Annotated in this window: 13 protein-coding genes and 2 pseudogenes; all 15 read right to left on the minus strand. The window is 45.3% G+C overall.

From position 1 onward, the window contains the following. Position 1 precedes the first annotated feature (1 nt). A complete protein-coding gene (locus BLP57_RS14505; RefSeq protein ID WP_001820670.1) occupies positions 2–1858 on the minus strand; it encodes a recombinase family protein in 1857 nt (618 codons plus the stop codon). Positions 1859–1912: 54 nt separating this feature from the next. Further along, entirely contained in the window at positions 1913–2104 is a 192-nt protein-coding gene (locus tag BLP57_RS14510; RefSeq protein ID WP_001820669.1) for a hypothetical protein, read from the minus strand. A gap of 71 nt (positions 2105–2175) precedes the next feature. Beyond that, positions 2176–2406 (minus strand): YdbC family protein, encoded by a 231-nt coding sequence (locus BLP57_RS14515; RefSeq protein WP_001206986.1) that lies wholly within the window; start codon positions 2404–2406, stop codon positions 2176–2178. A 45-nt stretch (positions 2407–2451) separates the two neighbouring features. Further along, positions 2452–3306, minus strand: coding sequence for a ParB/RepB/Spo0J family partition protein (locus tag BLP57_RS14520; RefSeq protein WP_000743700.1), 855 nt, complete (start codon positions 3304–3306; stop codon positions 2452–2454). Positions 3307–3314: 8 nt separating this feature from the next. Further along, positions 3315–4280, minus strand: coding sequence for a MobV family relaxase (gene mobV / locus BLP57_RS14525; protein ID WP_001820668.1), 966 nt, complete (start codon positions 4278–4280; stop codon positions 3315–3317). A gap of 517 nt (positions 4281–4797) precedes the next feature. After that, positions 4798–5830, minus strand: a pseudogene (locus tag BLP57_RS14530) (AAA family ATPase). Between the two features lie 154 nt (positions 5831–5984). After that, positions 5985–6459, minus strand: a pseudogene (locus BLP57_RS17675) (RNA polymerase sigma factor). Between the two features lie 83 nt (positions 6460–6542). Next, positions 6543–6968: a sigma-70 family RNA polymerase sigma factor gene (locus BLP57_RS14540; protein WP_000323895.1), complete on the minus strand. Its 426-nt coding sequence runs from the start codon at positions 6966–6968 to the stop codon at positions 6543–6545. 94 nt (positions 6969–7062) lie between these two features. Then, the gene (locus tag BLP57_RS14545; protein ID WP_105116765.1) at positions 7063–7572 is read right to left on the minus strand and encodes a sigma-70 family RNA polymerase sigma factor; all 510 of its coding nucleotides are present in this window, start codon (positions 7570–7572) and stop codon (positions 7063–7065) included. 490 nt (positions 7573–8062) lie between these two features. Continuing rightward, positions 8063–8236, minus strand: a complete 174-nt coding sequence (locus BLP57_RS14560; protein WP_002779755.1) for a cysteine-rich KTR domain-containing protein — start codon at positions 8234–8236, stop codon at positions 8063–8065. Between the two features lie 51 nt (positions 8237–8287). Continuing rightward, on the minus strand, positions 8288–10207 hold the full coding sequence (gene tet(O), locus BLP57_RS14565) for a tetracycline resistance ribosomal protection protein Tet(O) (RefSeq protein ID WP_000691758.1): 1920 nt from the start codon (positions 10205–10207) through the stop codon (positions 8288–8290). Between the two features lie 366 nt (positions 10208–10573). Next, the gene (locus tag BLP57_RS14570; protein WP_001129922.1) at positions 10574–10948 is read right to left on the minus strand and encodes a TnpV protein; all 375 of its coding nucleotides are present in this window, start codon (positions 10946–10948) and stop codon (positions 10574–10576) included. Next, positions 10929–17708 (minus strand): DEAD/DEAH box helicase family protein, encoded by a 6780-nt coding sequence (locus BLP57_RS18615; protein WP_092072741.1) that lies wholly within the window; start codon positions 17706–17708, stop codon positions 10929–10931. The genes BLP57_RS14570 and BLP57_RS18615 overlap by 20 nt, the downstream gene beginning before the upstream one ends. 200 nt (positions 17709–17908) lie before the next feature. After that, complete coding sequence (locus BLP57_RS18335; RefSeq protein WP_015524590.1) at positions 17909–18010, minus strand: putative holin-like toxin; 102 nt, start codon at positions 18008–18010, stop codon at positions 17909–17911. A gap of 130 nt (positions 18011–18140) precedes the next feature. Further along, positions 18141–18611, minus strand: a complete 471-nt coding sequence (locus tag BLP57_RS14580) for a helix-turn-helix domain-containing protein (protein ID WP_092072744.1) — start codon at positions 18609–18611, stop codon at positions 18141–18143. Positions 18612–18667 lie beyond the last annotated feature (56 nt).

Here is an 18667-nt window from a genome sequence, read left to right on the forward strand (position 1 = left end):
ATCAGTCGGTCATTTTTTGCGGACAGTTCATACATGCTATCCTTTTCTGTTCTCTGCTCCTGCGTTTGCTCTCGTTTGATTTCTCCCTCCGTATCTTCTTGGCACAAGCAGGACAATACCTTGATGCACCAGAGCCCGGGACATATTCAACGCCGCACACCGTACAATTTTTAGCGGGCATTGCTGCCCACCGTTTTGTAGGTATGATATGTAATTCATCGACAAAGCCGATGAATTTATAGTAAATCTTGATTTCCTGCTTCACTGTTCCGTCTGCCATCTTCTCACGCTCCGAAACAAGTATCTTGTCTATGAGTGCGTTTATAACTGTTGCATCCAGTTCTTTTAAGCCTTGATAATTTCGGATAAGGGCGAGGAAGTCACGGATTCCCCGTGATTTCTCGTAGCTTTCATTAAGAGTTTCCGTCACCTCTTTCAGCCTTGCTTCAATTTCAAGCTGCTCTTTCTGGTATTTCCCCGACATCATCTCAAAATTCCGCTCGGTAATACGCTCCATGACCTTATCCTCGTAGAGAGAGGAAAACAGCCTGTCCAGTTCCGCAAGGCGTTTGTTCAGCTTCTTACGTTCTTTCTCTAATGCTTTCGCCCTGCTCTGGTCTGTTTCCGTGAGCCGCTTTTCTATGGCCCTGACCGCCTTTTCATCATTCACTGCCATATCCGCAAAACAGTTGATGTCGGCAAGAACGGCATTGAATAAATCCCTTGCTTCTATATTGTGGGCACTACACTCGCTTCTTCCGTTTCTTGCATAATTATTACATGAATACTGTACACAGTCGATAATCTCTGGGCGTTTCCTCCTGTGTACGTTCATTGCCCGCAGAGCACATCCGCAGTCCACACACTTGATAACGCCTGCAAAAATATTTACAAATCCTCCCTTGTTCTGTGGAAGCCTACGACTTGTAATAAGCTGTTGGACAATATCAAATTCCTCCTGCGTGACTATTCCCTCATGGGTATTGGGTATCACTTCCCATTCTTCGGGCAGCTTAGAGGGGCGTTTCTTGCTTTTCATATTGGCGGCAATCCGTTTGTAGCCTACAAGATTTCCCGCATATATCGGGCTTCTTAAAATGCTCCTCACGCTGTTCCCACTCCAAATATAGCGTTTGTCCTCGTTCCCCTCAAAATGACGTTCAAAGCCTGTTTCGCCACGCTCCGCCGCATAAGCGGCAGGGCGTAGGATATGCTGTTTATTAAGATGTCTGCAAATTTTGGCAACTCCATTCCCTTTTAATGCAAGGTCGAATATCTCTTTTACAACATGTGCCACTTTATCATCTATCAGCAGATGGTTGTGGTCGGCAGGGTCTTTGATATAGCCATAAGGGGCGGTAGTTCCCATGAATTTCCCCTGTTGAAACCTCGCCCGATATGCCGATTTTATCTTAACAGATATGTCAGCGGCATACATTTCGTTTAAAATGTTGCGGAAAGGCGTGATGTCCATAGCAGATTTATTCAAGGTATCTACGCCGTCATTGACCGCTATATACCTCACGTTATGCTCTGGGAAGAAAACTTCCAGATATAACCCACAATCAAGATAGTTTCTCCCCAGACGGGATAAATCTTTCGTAATCACGCAGTTTATCAGACCGCTTTCAATGTCTTTTATCATATTCTGGAAACTTGGTCTTTGGAAATTTGTACCAGAATAACCATCGTCCACATACGTTTTTGCTATGTGCCATCCCTGCTTTTTCACATAATCCGTGAGGATGGATTTCTGTGTCGCAATGCTCGCACTCTCGTTATCCGTACCATCGTCTTTAGATAAGCGGCAATAAATGCCGACTAAATAGATTTTCTTTTCTTCTTTGATTCCTGCCATACTGTAAAACCTCCGTATCTGTCCTATCTGTTTTCATGTCCCATTGCGTACATTCTAAGCGGACAGCCCCTCATTGTCGAAGGTGTCGCCCTCGGCAATCTTCTTCCGAATATCCTCGGAGATAATCGGGACAAACGCTTCTGTAACGGTCTGTGTGCCGACATATTCACGGCTGATTATCATCTGCACTGGTGCTTTTGGCACGATACGCTTTCTCTTTTTATCTGCTTTCTTATCCTCGCCCATACTTAAATCTTCCTTTCCAGACAGGGCAGGGAAGAGTTTGGAAATGTCCCCGCCCTGCCAATCAGATACCATTAATCCTCGCTGTTTAATTCTTTCTGTAATGCTTTAAGGAGTGCCGCCGCTTCATCAGCGTTCAGCGTGATTCCCTTGCCGCACTTTTCACGGTTCGGGGAAAAGCTGCGGATGTCATACTTCGGCTCTTTCCCATTCCATGAAATGAGATTGATTTCCTTTGTGTAGCCACTGTCGCCCGTAGACAATACTGCGATTTCCTTTACGATTTCATACTGGATTTCTCTCATTCTCCATACCTCAACTCTCTGTATTTACTTCCCGAAAAAAGAAGATTAGCGGCTGTCACGGTTGCGTTTCCTCTGCAACTCACGCTCCAAAAGTTTGATGATGGTTTCCTCCATCTGCTTCGGCGTTGTGTTCTTCGGAAAGTATTTTTTCAGCTTGCTTGTGTTGATTTTCAAGGTTTCTTTCTGGTTGCCCTTTTCCTCCGTCATAATCGCAAATATCGTATCCATGTCAAGCCGCCCGCTCTGGCTTAACTGTTTCATCCGCTGTGCCTGTGAGAGTGAGGGCGTTGCTTCTTCGCTCTCCATCGTGGCAAAGAGGTTTTCCTGCTCGTCTTTCTTCAAGAAGGACAGTTCCACCGCAGGCGTGAGGGCGATTTTCCCCTCGTCCACCATCTGCAAAATCGGCGGTATCAGTTCCGTCAGGCGGATAAAACGCTGCACGGTCATCCTGCCCACGCCGAAGCCCTGTGCCACCTTGTCGTCCGTCCGCAACTTCGTCACAACTTGTGACGAGGTTAAGTCTGTGCGGAAACCCTGCCGCTTCATGGCTTCGGATTTCATCTTGTAAGCAAACGCCCGCTCCGATGGCAGGATATTCTCACGCTGCAAATTGCTGTCTACAAGGGTGATGATGGCTCGGTCACGGTCTAAGGGCAGGACAAACGCAGGCACGGTATTTATCCCTGCAAGTTCAGAAGCACGGACACGCCGCTGTCCTGCAATCACTTCATAACCGTCCCCGTCCTCTTTCGGGCGTGTGATTATCGGCGTGACAATGCCAAATTCCTTGATGCTTTCCGCTAACTCTGACAGTGTTTCATCTTCTGCCACATGAAACGGATTGTCGGGGAACGGGTACAAGTCTTTGGTCTTTAACACCTTAAAATCCTGTTTCTTCATTCACATATCTACCTTTCTTTCGCTCTGCTTCTATGATTTTTCTGCAATTCTTCCAACACTTCGGGCGGTATTTTTGACAGCAGCCGCCCCATCTGCTCGTTGGTTCTCTGCAATTCAAATATCTTCTGATTCGCTTTCTGCACCTTTAGTTCCTGCTCGTACTTTTCATCACGCATACGCCCCGCATAGTCTGATTCCTGCCCAATTCTCTCTTTCAAACTGTCGATATACGCCTGCTGTTTCCCGATTTCCTTAGAGAATTTCTCCACGTCTGGCAGCCATGCAGAGAGTAAATCTAACGCTTTATCCCTTTTCTTCCCTGCGTTAAAGGCGTTGATGTCGGATAGGGCAGACACGATTTCTTCATACTGTTTATCAAGCCTGCCGCCTAATTTATAGAGCCATGTGGGGACGTGTTTCCGCTTGGTTTCCATTGAGGACTGCCCCCGTTCAAGCTGATTCCACCGTGAGGACATCCGCTCATGGTAGGCGGTCTGCCACTCGGATAATGATTTCTGGTTGCCTAAGATAGCTTTCGCTGACAGCTTATTGTCTGGCGTAATCGGCACAAAGCAGAGGTGCATATGGGGCGTTCTCTCGTCCATATGGACGACAGCGGAGAGGATATTCTGCTTTCCAACACGCTCCGAAATGAAGTCAAGAGCCGTCTGGAAATACGCTTTTTGTTCTTCGGGCGGTAACTGGTTCATAAATTCTGGTGAAGCTGTGATGAGCGTTTCCACCATCATCACGCTGTCTTTCCTTGTCCTGCACCCCGCTTCGGCTACCATGCGGTTAATCTCTTTCTTGTAGGTGTACTTTGGTGGTGCTATGAGATGGTAATTGTTTTTAGAGCGTTCCATATCTATATCTGGGTTGCTTTTGTAGGCTTCTTTCTTCCGCTCGTTGTGGCGTTCACAAGCCGCAACGCCGCCCGCTTTTCGTTTCTGGAAACGCAGGATTGCATAAGGCATAGGCGGATTCCTCCTTTCTTTCGGCGGGTGACCGTCCTTTGGGGTGACAGCGGTGACGGTGGTGACAGCAGTTTTGGGATACCCCCTGCCGACTGCCGCAACTGTCACCCTCACCCCCTGCATGACGGTCATGTCGATGATGACGGTGTTTTTGGGATACCCCCCTCGCAAGAGCCGTCACCGTCATGCCGCCATTCTTTTATCCGAAGCCGTAAGGCGTAGGATAGCAGGGCACAGCCCTGCCTTAAGGGAGTCCAGAGGGAACGTCTGGCACACGACTTTGCAGGGCAAAGTGTAGTGTGTTACACCCTGTAAACGCAGTCGGAAAAATCGGAATGATTTTTCTGACCGCAGGGGTGGTTTTACACGACCGAAAAGGGCGAGTAAATCTCACGCCTGCATTTTGCGTTTACGGGGTGTTCTCCCGTAGGGATGACAGCGGCAGGGTATCCTAAAATCACTGTCACCACCGTCACTGCTGTCACCCGCAGGGCAGAGCCGCCAGCTTTACATGGCTTTAAGCGTCAATGACAGTAACAGGGGGGTATCCTAATATCGCTGTCACCACCATCACCGCTGTCACCCGCCCTCCTTGCAAGGGCAATCCGCCTGCCGTCTTTCCTGCGGCTGTACTGGTAGCAGATACGGTTCTCGCTTAAAAATGTGGTGCGGTATTCATTCAGCCATTTCGTAATCACCGTGGGTATGGTTTCCGTTTCCCCCATAGCGGCTAACAGTTCCGTTGCCGTGCCTATCCATTCTTCCTTATCCCTCATAAAATCCACCAACCGAAAAAGGACATCTGGTATCGTTTCTTTCGCAAGCTGCTCCTGCGTTTTCCGCTCCACAAGCTCCCAACGGCAATCACGGAAACGCAGCGTGTATTCCTGATAAGGCGTGTCCCTGCCCGTCACATACAGCTTGGCGGTGTCAGACGCACGTTTCTCCTTTTCCAGAACAAAGGTAGCGTCCGCACTCCCCGTTAATCCTGTCGTCCCAGACACCTTGTTGAACACGTCGCTGTCATTCTGCTTTCGGATGTGGTGTACGACAATGACCGCCAGAGAGTGCCTGTCGGCAAAGTCTTTGATGAGGGAGATGTCCCCATAGTCGCTTGCATAGGCATTGTCTTTTGAAGCTGTACGGACTTTCTGCAAGGTATCAATGACAATGAGCCTGCTGTCTGGGTAATCTTTCAGATAATCTTCAAGCTGCACGATAAGACCGTCTGACAGCTTGCAGCTTGCCACGGCAAAGTGGAGCCGCCCGCTTGCTTCGTCCGTCAAACGAAATAACCTGTCCTGTATGCGGCAGAACGTGTCCTCAAGGCAGAGGTAAAGCACATCGCCCTCCATTGTCGGCATATCCCATAAAGGGATTCCCTGCGACACGCATAAGCATAGCTTCAGCATGAGCCAGCTTTTGCCTATCTTCTGTGAGCCGCAGAACAGCGATAAGCCTGTCGGGATAAGGCTGTCCACCACAAAGGATGGTTTCTCAAGCGGTTCATAAAGGAGCGTTTCGGCGTTGACTGTCTGTAACTTCTGCATGGCTTTCCTCCTTTCGGGCGGTGTCTTTGTTTTCGTTGCACATAGGCGTTGACCTCCTTAAAAATAGATTTACTCCCACGGAAAAAAGTGAGAGTATGTAATGCCGCCAATCCCACACAAATAAAAAACAGATTTCTTTTTCGGGCGGTGTCGGTCACGGTTGGAGATATTTCTTCAATTTCCGCCTTTACTTTCTCCTTTGCAATCGCAACAGATTTCTGTATTGCCGAAGCGGTGCAATGCTCCATAGCGGCGATTTGGTAAAAATTGAACTCATACTCGTAGTAGAGCAGGAAACGCCGCCTTTGTATCTCTGGAAGGCTCCCAACCGCCTTATAGAGCGTTTCATTCCGTTCTTCCTCAACCATGCGTTCATCAAGGCTCTTAGGCACACGCAACGCCCGTCTGTAAAGGGTTTCGTCCCATACCTCGTTAAACTCCCTGTGCCGCTCGTCCCATTAGAAAAGATTCCTGTTCCTGCGCTCCATCTGCCGAAACTCCATAAAGAACTGTTCCGACACTTCCAACTCGTGGGATTTGCCCTGCCCGTCCTTAAAGCTGATAAAATACCTTGTGCCGCTTTCCGTGGATTCCTCCCGAAGCGTGTATGCCTTAACCCTGTATGCCATCCTGTTGTCCTCCTGCAAAAAATGAGTGAGGGGATTTCCATCCCTCACCCAGTAGCCCGCAGGATGGCAGGCTGTTTTAGAAGCTATAAAATTTTCCGCAGCTTCTTCCGCAGATGGTCTAACCTCGCATAGATGGCACCAGTCGTCAAATGCACAAGCGGGGCAATCTCCTTTGTGGAATACCCCTGCATTTTCAGCAGGACGATTTTCAAGGTACGCCCGTCCACCGTGACTAATACTTGATAGAGATTTTCGCTCTCAATCTCTTCCAGTAACTCCGCAACCGTACCCACTTCCGCCTGCCGCTCCCTGCCTGCCATGTCCTCAAGATATTCCGCAACGTCATTCGTCCATCGGTAAAACCGCCTGTTGGAATTGAAGTCTGCCCTGTCCGCCATGCGTATCTGCTCAATGGTCGCTTCATCAACGCCGCACTCACGCAGCAGCTTTTCCTCCGCTTCTTTCCAGATACGCCATTTCCTGTCCTCCCGTCCGTGGTTGTATGCCATTCTTACTTCCTCCAATCAGAATTGATTGAGAGGGCAGAGAAAAGCCCCCTCATCTTCCCAAAGGAAAAAACAAGGGGGCTGAACGCTTTAAATTTTAATTTTCTATTATCTTTCTTAGTTTTATTAGGATTCTGGCTTTGCGTTTGTTTACAACGCTCTGGGTTATGCCCAACCTCGCCCCGACTTCACGCTCGGAAAGTCCGTCAAAAAAGATTGCCTGTATCAGCTCCTGTTCACTATCCGACAGCAAAGGCAGGGCGGCTTTCAGCCTGTCCACCATGACCGCATTGACAACGGTTTCTGCAATGTCCACCGCTTCATCAGTGATAAAGTCCAGAGGATTCCCCTCGCTGTCCGTAAATCCGTCGAGAGATAGCAGTCTATTCTTTGTATCTAATTTTTGCAGATAACGCCACCGTTCCTTGTCACGGTAGAAGTCTGTGTATTGCTCCCTCACGACTTCAAGCAGACAGCCTTGAATGGGGATAAACAGCTTGTCCATATAGGTCTGGTCGGATTCCCTGCAACGGCAGAACTCCGTGTAGGATAATTCCACATAGCCGCCACTTTCTCTGATATATACCTTTCTTGGTGCATATTTCACCATAAATACCTCCCATCTGAATTTTTGAAATGTAAAAAATCCAGATGGAGAGGCGGAGAACGACACCGCATATCAGAAACAGCCCTACGGCACTTTCCAACAAAAATCGACAAAAGAAAAACCGCAAAGGCTCTGTGACCTTTACGGTTATAGGAAATAGTAATTCTATTGTATGGAGATTGTACTTCTACTTTCAAGGTGAGAAGTACCGTTGCACTGGCAGAAATTTTTTTAACTGGTTTCCTGCCGTTCTCTGATATGCTATGTATTGATAAATTTTGCTTCGTATGAGCAGATAGATAACTGCCCGAAAAAAGGACATAAAAAAATCCCTCCAAATTTAAAAACAAATTCAGAGGGTAATTTAGGGTATAACAAAATAACCCACCCGAATATCGTTTTTTTTATTTGGTGAGTTTGTTCTTTCAAATACGAAACAAAAAGAGCCGATGATTCGTGAATTGTTCCACAATTTCATCGGCTCTGCGTCTTAAGCGTCTGGCTCTTTGATGACAGTTATCTTCAAGTTGTCAACTTTAATCAATCTTTCTTGTCTGCATTTTGGACAATAAAGGGGATAATTCTCCAAAACAGTGTCCTTCCTAATTTTATTACGGGTTTTGCTCCCACAAACAGGACACAATATCCATTCGCATTTCATCATAATTAGTCTCTAATCCTTTCAAATCTCATTTTATATGACTTTTGCAAGCTGTTAAGCTAACTTGTGGAACATATGCCGAACCTTATCTATACGGCTATTCGGGCGGCGGGGTTGGCAAATAAATTTACCAATAGCTGGCTGGTATCCTTTTAACTCTGTCAAGCAGACTCCCTGCCCATTTGTGAAATAAGTTAAATCGTTCCTGTATTCTTGAATACATCTAGCAGGGATTTCTCCTTTCAGAATGACCTCGTCATTCTTTATCTGAGTACTTACAATATCTGCACAATACCTTGGAGCATCATGATACGCCCGTGAGAGATATTCCTGCGGTGCATAAATTTCAAAGTGGAGATATGGCTCTAATAGTTCTGTCCCTGCTTTTTTTAAAGCCTGCTCCAATACGATAGGGGAAAGCAGCCGAAAGTCTGCGGGGGTACTTACAGGACTATAATACAATCCATATTCAAAACAGATTTTACAGTCTGTCACTTTCCATCCATACAGCCCCTGCTCGCAGCCATAAAGAACCCCCTCCATAACCGCATTTTGGAACGATTGATTTAAATATCCAAGTGAAACTCTGCTTTCATACTGCACTCCGCTTCCAATAGGGAGCGGCTCTATGGACAACCCGACAGAAGCCCAGAAAGGATTTGGCGGGACTTCTATGTGGATGGTATATTCTGCTTTTCTAAGCGGTCTTTCCATATATATAACAGTAGGCTCTTTTATTTCTGCCTCCACATGATATTTTTCCTCAAGGATGGCACAAATGACTTCCATCTGCACATTCCCCAAAAAAGAAAGTATAATCTCATGCGTTGTAGTATCCACATAATATTTTAAAAGAGGGTCGCCATCTGAAATTTCTGTAAGTGCCCCAAGCAATATTTCCCGCTGTTCAGATTTCTTTACTGCAATCGTTGTTTGGAGCATAGGGAGAGGATTTTCAATAAATTTTCTCTGCGGCAACAGTATTTCGTTCCCCAAAATACTGTTTAGCTGCAAAACATCATTTGGTAAAATTACAATATCACCAGAGCAGGCTGTATCGGATGAATATAATTCACCGTTTGTCGGAACACACATCTCTGTGATTTTTATTTTCTCTTTTTCAGATATTCTAATAACATCCCTCAAATGCAATGTTCCGCTATATATACGCACATAAACAAAACGCCGCCTTTTCTCTGAATATTCAATCTTAAAAACCTGCCCGCATAGTTCAGATTGACCTTCAGGCGTTGATGAATAAAATTTACTGGCAATTACTTCTATAAGCTGCCGAATCCCCAGATTGTTTTTAGCGCTTCCGTGATAAACGGGAAATAACGTTCCGTTTTGGAATCTCCTGTTTTCTTCCTGTTCCAGTTCTGACATTTTAAACGGTTTCCCTGACATATATTTCTCTAATAGTTCATCGTTTCCCATAATTACCGCATCCCACTGTTCCATATCGTCATTGTCCGTTACATTTATATGGGGATGCTGCCCAACCTTTTGCTTCACTATAATTTCCGAAGAAAGCTTTGCTTTCATTTCCCGATATACCATTGGCAAATCAATCCCCTCTTGGTCAATTTTATTGATGAAAAAAATTGTCGGAATCTTCATTATCTGTAGTGCATGAAACAGTATACGGGTCTGTGCCTGTATGCCATCCTTTGCAGAAACTAATAATACTGCTCCGTCTAATACGGATAAAGAACGGTATACTTCCGCCAAAAAATCCATATGGCCTGGCGTATCTATAATGTTGACTTTTACATCCTCCCACTGAAAAGATGTCACTGCTGTCTGGATAGTGATTCCCCTTTGACGCTCCAAATTCATTGTATCTGTCCTTGTTGTGCCTTCATCTACGCTCCCTAGTTCTGCAATTGCACCACTGGTATACAATAAACTTTCCGTTAATGTTGTCTTTCCTGCGTCAACGTGAGCCAGAATGCCTAAGTTAATTATTTTCATGTGATTTTCCTCCTATCAACACCCAAAAAAGGGCATAAAAATACCCAGTGATAAATACTCCTATCACTGGGTAAATAACTCCAATAGCCCCAAAACACTTATATGTTTTCGGGCATATAAAATTACATGATAAAAGTATTCTTAAACTGGGTACAAAAAACTAAGCCCCATATTAAAAGTGAAACGGGACTGCTACTTTTTGTTCCCACTATCAAATTGACAGTTTATTTAAGAATACCTTGCCGCATATTTATTAACTCCTTGTATAATACTGAATCTAATTATATTCCTTAACCCTTTATTTGTCAAGCTGACAAACTAAAGCAGAAAAAGCGGCAGGATTTCCCCCTGCCACTAATCATCTGTTTATGCAAAAATAATTTCCTTTTCCACAATCTCCCTCGCACAAGCCCTTATGTTATTGAGGCATCCTGTCCATTCTAAGGCGTTTTCTGCCTTTAGCTGTTCCGTTATGCCCTGTGCCTGTTTCATACCCTCTATGAGCCTTTCAAAGCGTTCCTGTGCCTGTCTGTTGATGTCGGCAAGGTAGGCGTTTAGCCTGCCGCTTGTAAGAAGATTGGTGTATGTAACTTTACGGTACTGTTTTAGATAATCTAAATGCCGTTGCCCCCAGATGCCTATTGCCTGTTCTTCTTCGGCGGGTACAGTTAAGCACGGTATCAAATAATCCCCTTGCCTTTCGTATTTGCCGCCCAGTTCCTCAAATAATGATTTTGCCATTGTCTGTTACCTCCACATTCTTTTTTATTTTGAATGTCCGCAAAATCCGTCCTACATCAGACGGCTTCCATGGACAGTCAAGGTGATGGAGAGCAATCAGTCTGTCCTGTACGTTGGTACCAGCACCGAGTTTTGGAGTGGAACCCATAAGGATTCTCACCTGTCCGGCCCGCACCTTTGCAAACAGCTCCGCTTTCTTTGCCTCCGTGTTGTATTCATGGATAAAAGCAATCTCTTCTTTTGGGATTCCTTTTTCTGTCAGTTTGTTCCGGACATCATCATATACGTTGAAAGTCCCATCTCCTTTGGGTGTGGACAGGTCGCAGAAGATCAGCTGGGTTGTCCGGTCTGCTTTTCCTTCTTCCCATACCTGAAAAGCATTTTCCACACAGGTATTGACCTTGCTTTTTTCCGCATCCGGAAGAAGTTCATTTAATAACCTCTGATCCAATGCACATTTTCTTCCATCATTGGTAATCTTGAGCATGTTATCCTCTGTCGGATTCACAAGACCGCCTCTTACACTTTCGGCACGTTCTGAAAAAGCACTGACCATTTCCTGCTGTTCTTCACTTGGCTTCAAGACCTCATTGATAAACTCTGCTTCCGGTACAGGAAGATTCAGCATATCCGAAGTCTGAATATCCGCAGCTTCCTTAAAAATAGAGATCAGCTCCGGAAGATTGAAAAAACGGGCAAATCGTGTTTTCGCACGATAGCCCGTTCCTTCCGGTGATAATTCGATTGCGGTTACTGTCTCCCCGAACGTTGCCGCCCAGGAATCAAAGTGTCCCATACCCATACGCATGAGTGTGTCATACTGGAGATAACGCATGATAGTGTAAAGCTCCGTCATACTGTTCGATACGGGAGTACCTGTAGCAAAGGTGATCCCTCTGCCGCCGGTCAGTTCATCCATGTACCGACATTTCATAAACATATCCGAACTTTTCTGTGCATCCGTCTGTGAGATACCCGCCACATTCCGCATTTTTGTATACAAAAAAAGGTTCTTAAAACTATGACTTTCATCCACAAACAGCCGGTCTACGCCCAACTGCTCAAAAGTTACTACATCATCCTTTCTGGTCTGGTCATTGAGTTTCTTCATCCTCGCCTGCAGACTCTTCTTTGTTTTTTCCAACTGCTTGATGGTATAATTCTGTCCTGCCTGATGTGCCGCTTCTTCAATGGAAAACGTAATATCTGCGATCTGATCTTCCAGCATGGCAATCTGCCGTTCCCTTGAAAGGGGGATTTTCTCAAACTGTGTATGTCCAATGATCACGGCATCATAATCTCCTGTCGCAATACGGGAACAGAAACGTTTTCGGTTTGCCGGCTCAAAGTCCTTCTTTGTTGCCACCAGGATATTTGCTCCCGGATAGAGACGTAGGAAATCACTGCCCCACTGCTCGGTCAGATGGTTTGGCACAACATAAAGATTCTTCTGTGAGAGTCCCAGCCGTTTTGATTCCATACCGGCTGCGATCATCTGGAACGTCTTCCCTGCTCCTACGCAATGAGCCAGAAGGGTGTTATTTCCATACAGCACATGAGCCACTGCGTTTTTCTGGTGCGGCATCAGGGTGATCTCCGGATTCATGCCGACAAACTGAATATGGCTTCCATCATATTCCCGTGGACGGATGCTGTTAAATCGTTCATTATAAATCTTACAGAGATCTTCCCGTCGGTGCAGGTCTTTAAATATCCACTCTTTAAATTCCTCTTTGATCAGCTCCTGCTTCTGCTGTGCCAGCATTGTTTCCTTCCGGTTTAATTCCCGGTGTTCCCCATCGGCATCCTGTACCGTGTCATAAATCTTGGTATCTCTAAGGTTTAAGGCATCTTCCAAAAGACGGTAGGCATTGGCTCTCTGTGTTCCATAAGTGGAAGTGACAAGGGCATTTCCGTAGCTGTCCACATTCTTTCCCATAACATTCCATTGTCCGGTCACTTCGGCATACTGGACTTTGACCTTGCTCCCTACATAATATCTTGGTGTATGAAATGTCTCTGCCATGAACCTTGTAATGTAATCCTCGGAGATCCAGGTTGCCCCAAGTCTTGCCTCAATCTCTGACGCATCCAGATCTTTTGGCTGTACCTGCTCCAAATACTGCACGTTCACCTGATATTCCGGATGATCTTCTGCAAACTGTTTTGCGATCTGCAGTTTCTCCCTCACATTTCCAGAAAGATATTCGTCCGACGGCTCCCATTTTTCACTGATCGGATTCTTAAAGATCACCCCTGCCAGTTCTTCGGTAAGTTCTGCTTCTGTTTTCCCGGAAAGCTGTGCCATATAGGAAAGGTCAACGCCTGCCCTCTCACCAATGGAAACCGCAAGTGCTTCACTGGCAGTATCCACGGAAGTTACCGTTTCTGCCCTGCGGATTGTCCTTTTGGTAAAAATATCCGCTTTCCGTTTCAGTTCTCCCTTATCATCCAGAAATTCCAGAGAAGTCAAAAGACAATAGCTGCTGTCCTGGCTAAATGCCCGCTTATTGGCATTACTGCTAAGCAGACCATACTTTGCTGTAAAAGTATCATATTCTTCATTAAGTTTTTCCTGCAGCTTTGTGATCTGTTCATCGCTTCCCTCTTCCATCTGGCACTGGATCAGTTCATTCGTAATATCACGAATCTTCACCATCCCTTTGACACGTTCCGCTGTCATTGCCGGAAGCTCCATGCGGTTCATCACAGAGTTTTCCCGGTAATAAACTTCATCATCTACCACAGTAAAACTAAAATTCTTTACCTCCGGGTCTGCCGGGATAGAGACAACATCCTCCTCCAGCTCTGTATCCGAAAGTTCCAGTTCCGTGATCGTACCATGGATATTCTGGACAGCTTCTTTTAATTGTTCTTCTAAGGTAATTCCTTCTTTTGGTTTTACGGTCACTTCCTGCTTTCCATACTGGGTACTTTCTGTAATAAACTCACCAAGCACCATTTCCGGATGCTCTGCAAAATAAGCATTGACTGAATAGCCTTCCGGTGTTTCCTTTAAATTTAACCATTCCGGTTCCTCAATGGATGCCCTGTCCCTTTTCTGGAAAAACAGAATATCAGAAACAACACTGGTATTGGCATTTATCTGGAACGCATTATTCGGTAATCGGATGGCTCCAAGCAGTTCTGCCCGGTTTGCGATATACTGTCTCACTGCCGGATTCTGCTTATCCATCGTTCCACTGGAAGTTACTACTGCAACTACGCCGCCCGGACGCACCAGATCAAGGGATTTTGCAATAAAATAATCATGGATCATAAAATGATGCCGGTCATACCTACGGTCACTGACCTGATACGCTCCAAACGGAACATTGCCTATCACACAGTCGAAAAAGCTATCCGGATAACTGGTTTCCTCAAATCCCTGCACGGCAATCTTATTTTTCTGGTAAAGCTGTTTTGCAATCCTGCCTGAAACCGGGTCAAGTTCCACACCGTACATATTGGTTTTGCCCATACTCTCCGGGATCAGTCCCATAAAGTTACCGACACCACAGGACGGTTCCAGAATATTTCCCTGTTTCAGTCCCATATTTTCCAGTGCTTCATACATACTTCGGATTACTATCGGGGACGTATAAAAAGCATTTAAGGTCGATGCCCTTGCTGCATTGTATTCTTCCAGTGATAAGGTATTCTTTAACTCCAGATACTCATCTGCCCAGCTGCTGTTATTTTCCTCAAATGCCTGTGGGATGCCACCCCATCCAACATATCGGGATAAGATTTCCTGTTCTTCGGGTGTTGCCAGACGTTCTTCTTTCTCCAAAGTCTGTAACAAATGGATGGCTTCCATATTTGCCTTATACTTTGCCTTCGGACCGCCTGCACCAAGGTCATTATCCTGGATACGGAAGTTGTGTGGTTCTAACACAGCTTTTTCCTGTTCCTGACTTTCCGGAATATCTTCTTCGGCAGTAACCTCTTCCTCTTCTATTTCCTCCACATCTGACATATCTACTACGGTCGGTTCTGCCACTGCCTTCGTATCCAAGAAATCAAACATGGTCATCTGGTGTCCGGATGGTTCCGCAAAAGACGGTTCTGCTTCCGGTGTCGGGAAAATCGTATAGGTTCCTTCTGCATACTGGTGAAGTTCTGAAAGAAGTTCTGTTTTCTGCTGGTAATTTGTCCCATACGCTTCAAAATCCAATGGAAGAGCTGCCAACGCTGCATCCATCTTCTGTAACAGTTCCTCTGTCTGCTCTGGATTCTCTAATACTGCCTCCATTTCTTTTCCTGGTTTTTCCCAGAAAAAATCATCCGTAAATGGTCTGTCTATCTCTTCCGGAAGACGGTCATAAAAGCGTAGTACCTTATTTGCCATCTGTTCCCGTTCATATTCCGGCATACGAGCATAATCTTCTGCCTGCAGGAACTGGTCATTCTTTATCAGATAAGCTACTCTATTTGCAACTTTATTCCAGGATAATAAAATTGACGTATATGGATTCCCATAAGCACCTCTTGCAAGAAACAATCCTTTTCCATCATAGTTTGCGTGTGAATCATCGGCACCAGACAGTGCATGACTGCTTCCACCGATCCCATACTGTTCCTTGATAAAACCTGTCCTCGATCTTTCATCTTCATGCAGCAGATAAAAGGAATACGTCCTAAGCCTGCCCTGCGAATACGCTCCACCTCCTGCAAGATAAGCATCAATCTCATCCTGTGTAATGAACATCGGATGTTCTTTCCAGGCAAAGCCCTCCCTAGCCTGATAAGGAATCACCTCATCCGCAAACTTCTGAAACTGCTTTGAGATATTTATAGGATTATAATGATGGAAACGCATAATAGAATGATTTTCTTCATAGGCTTCTGCCAGTGCATCCAGTCTTTCATTCAGTTCCGAAAGCCACTGGGGATCCTCCAGCTTTTCTTCCAGATAATCCGTGATCTCCGGATAGATACTGCGAAGATGTGGTAAATCCTCCTCATCGAAAACAATCTCCGCTACTCCTTCTGCCATATCCCCTTTCATATAGGCAAGAGCCTGGGCGTGTTCTTTTACTGCATTACTTCTTGCCGCATCCAATACAGACTGCGGTGCATATTCACCCTGGTCTAAAAGCTGATGGATACGTCCGCTGACATCTTCCCATGATAAAAATGCCTTATCTAAGATATGGTCTGTAACTGTATGCCCTACTGCGATCTGCATCCCAGTTTCATCAAACCAGACCGAATATTCATTTCCATCAATCTGAAAACCTTTTCCCCCTTTGCGGTATTCACGCTTCACAAACTCCGTATATTCCTCCGGTGTCTGTTCACTCATGAAATTATAGATGATCCGGAGCTGGCTTGCTTTCCGGTTTCCTCCTGTCCGTAAGATCTCATCGACAACTTCCTCTGGAATCGGGATTTCTCCGGCATAAAGGGCAGCTGCTCTTTCCTCGATCTGCCGCCTTTGTTCATCTGCGGTGGGATATTCGGGCAAAGATAAAGCAGAGGCGATCTCTTCCTCTGCTTTACTCAATCCATCTTCTCTTGTATCTTCGACTAACTGTATACCAATTCCGTCAAGATGCTCTCTTCCGCTGTTGCCATCAGTACGTTCATGTGTGCTGTCCATGCCATCGGATCTGCTTCCTTGTCCGGTGCCGGATTCTTCTCCAGCAGTTTCTCCATCTGGCTGTCCATTCTCTCCTGTGCTGCTTTCTCGATCTGTTCCAGATGGCTGTTCAGCTTCCCGGTCAGGAACAGGCTCTGATAAAGGCTGTTCTTGTGTTCTTTCAGAAATGTCCTCCGCAGCATCCCGTATTTCCCGATCGTTACTTCTTCCTCTTCGACGGTCAGATTCGGAAACAGGTAATCTCCCTTGCGATGATATGTCAGTTCCATAATCGGTTCCTCCTTCATTTTCAATATTTTCTTCTTTTTTCGTTTCTGCATCCTGGTTTTTAGTTTCACGCATTAACGTGGTAAAGTTATTATAATTCCTTTCATTGGAATTTTCAACCTCTTTTCTCGCTTCTTCCAGAGAAATTTTATGTACGGTCTTTCCAATATCAATCAGAATACTCTCACTGAGCTGGCTTGCCGCATTTCCAAGGAAGGTGAGAACTGACAGATGGTTATAATCTGTAATATGCATGAAGTCCTCTTCTTCCAGAAGTTCCATCGGGTCAAGCCCGCATCGCCTGGAAAGCAGATAGTAAACACTGTCTGTTGCCAGCTGACGGAAATCACTGCGAATCGTCACCTCATCCAGATCTTCCAGATAAGTACCTTCTACAGCATATTCCAATCCGTCCAGGTATTCCTCCAGATTATCACTGACCATTTCCCTTGCGACTGCCATCAATGCATCCTGCAAAGTTGCTGTATCCTTTTCTTCCAGAGCATAGACCTCTGCCAGATGGGTGAGGATCTCTTCTCTCTGGTGTTCCTGCATCTGCCACAGATACGGGCTTCTGCCCCCGGCTACCATATGGGTATCCGAAATATCAAACACATAACGAAGTTTGGTATTCTGCCAGGTTTCATCAAACAGGGCAATTCCTCTTGCACCACGATTTACCCAGCGTAACATCTTTTCATTCCATAGTTCCAGTGATGCACAGGCTGTTGCGTCTGGACGCTGTGCATGGATCAGAAGCTGGTCTGAAAAAGAATAACGATATAACCTTGATGCTGTGTCCATATAATCCATCCAATCCCCTGGCGAACTGCTCACTGATACGGCATGTTCCTGCACCAAGTTTCGGATGTCCTGTAGTTTAGACATTAAACTTCCCTCCTATCAATAAAAAAACAGCCCACTCTTTTTTAGAATTGGCTGCATAAAATGTACTTTACTTTTCGGAGAGAAAATGCTATATTCTAATTGAAAAGAGTAACCGCCCACAAGGTGGATGCTCCTGGATTAGGTTTTAATTTATTTTGCTCTCAAAGAGAGCTGCCTATCCTGTTGGCAGACAGGGTAGGCTATTTTTTTCGCTTGTTGTCCCTATTATCCAAATAGGCAAGCAAAGCAATCAGAAACGTACCGCCTAAGAACAATAAGCTCAAGACTTCGTATGTATCCATTCGCTCCACCTCCCTTCTTCTGTATCCCTTAACGAGATCCGAAAATCCAGGAGGTTTTTACCAACCCTGTACACGGTTACTCCAGTAATATTCTAACAGGTAACTCTCCGCAAAGCAATTCCTTTTTACTTCATACGGTTTTATATTCTTTTTTTTGTTTATTCTCTGGCCAATGCAGTTTCCATTCCAGATATTCCTCTTCTGTAATTCTTCCATCGCCCAGTTTCTGCTTTTTCCCCATCCATTCCTGCAGATAAGACATTGTTTTTTTATCCCTCATTGTGATTCCAACTGTTTCACTTTCTGAATCATTTAGCAGGAACAGATGAAAAAGCCCTCTATTTTCTTCATCCATCCAGAATAAAGTTTCCATTAATTCGTCCATTGTCGCAATTCCAAGACTTAAAAAATTTCGGACATCAACTTCCAATATTTCTGCTATCCGGATAAGCGTTTCCTGCTTCGGTGTACGCTGTCCACTTTCATATTGGGCGATTCTCACATCCGCACTACTTTCCCCATATCCTAATCTGCGTCCCAATTCCTTTTGAGTTATGTTGCGAAACATACGGATTTTTCTTATTCTTGCTCCTAATTTCAATTTCTTCTCCTTTTCAAAATGGGGCTGTGCAGTAACCACAGCCCCAGAACACTATT

This window comes from Blautia sp. SF-50 (assembly GCF_900101315.1).
In the GTDB taxonomy this organism is placed as follows: domain Bacteria; phylum Bacillota; class Clostridia; order Lachnospirales; family Lachnospiraceae; genus Blautia_A; species Blautia_A fusiformis.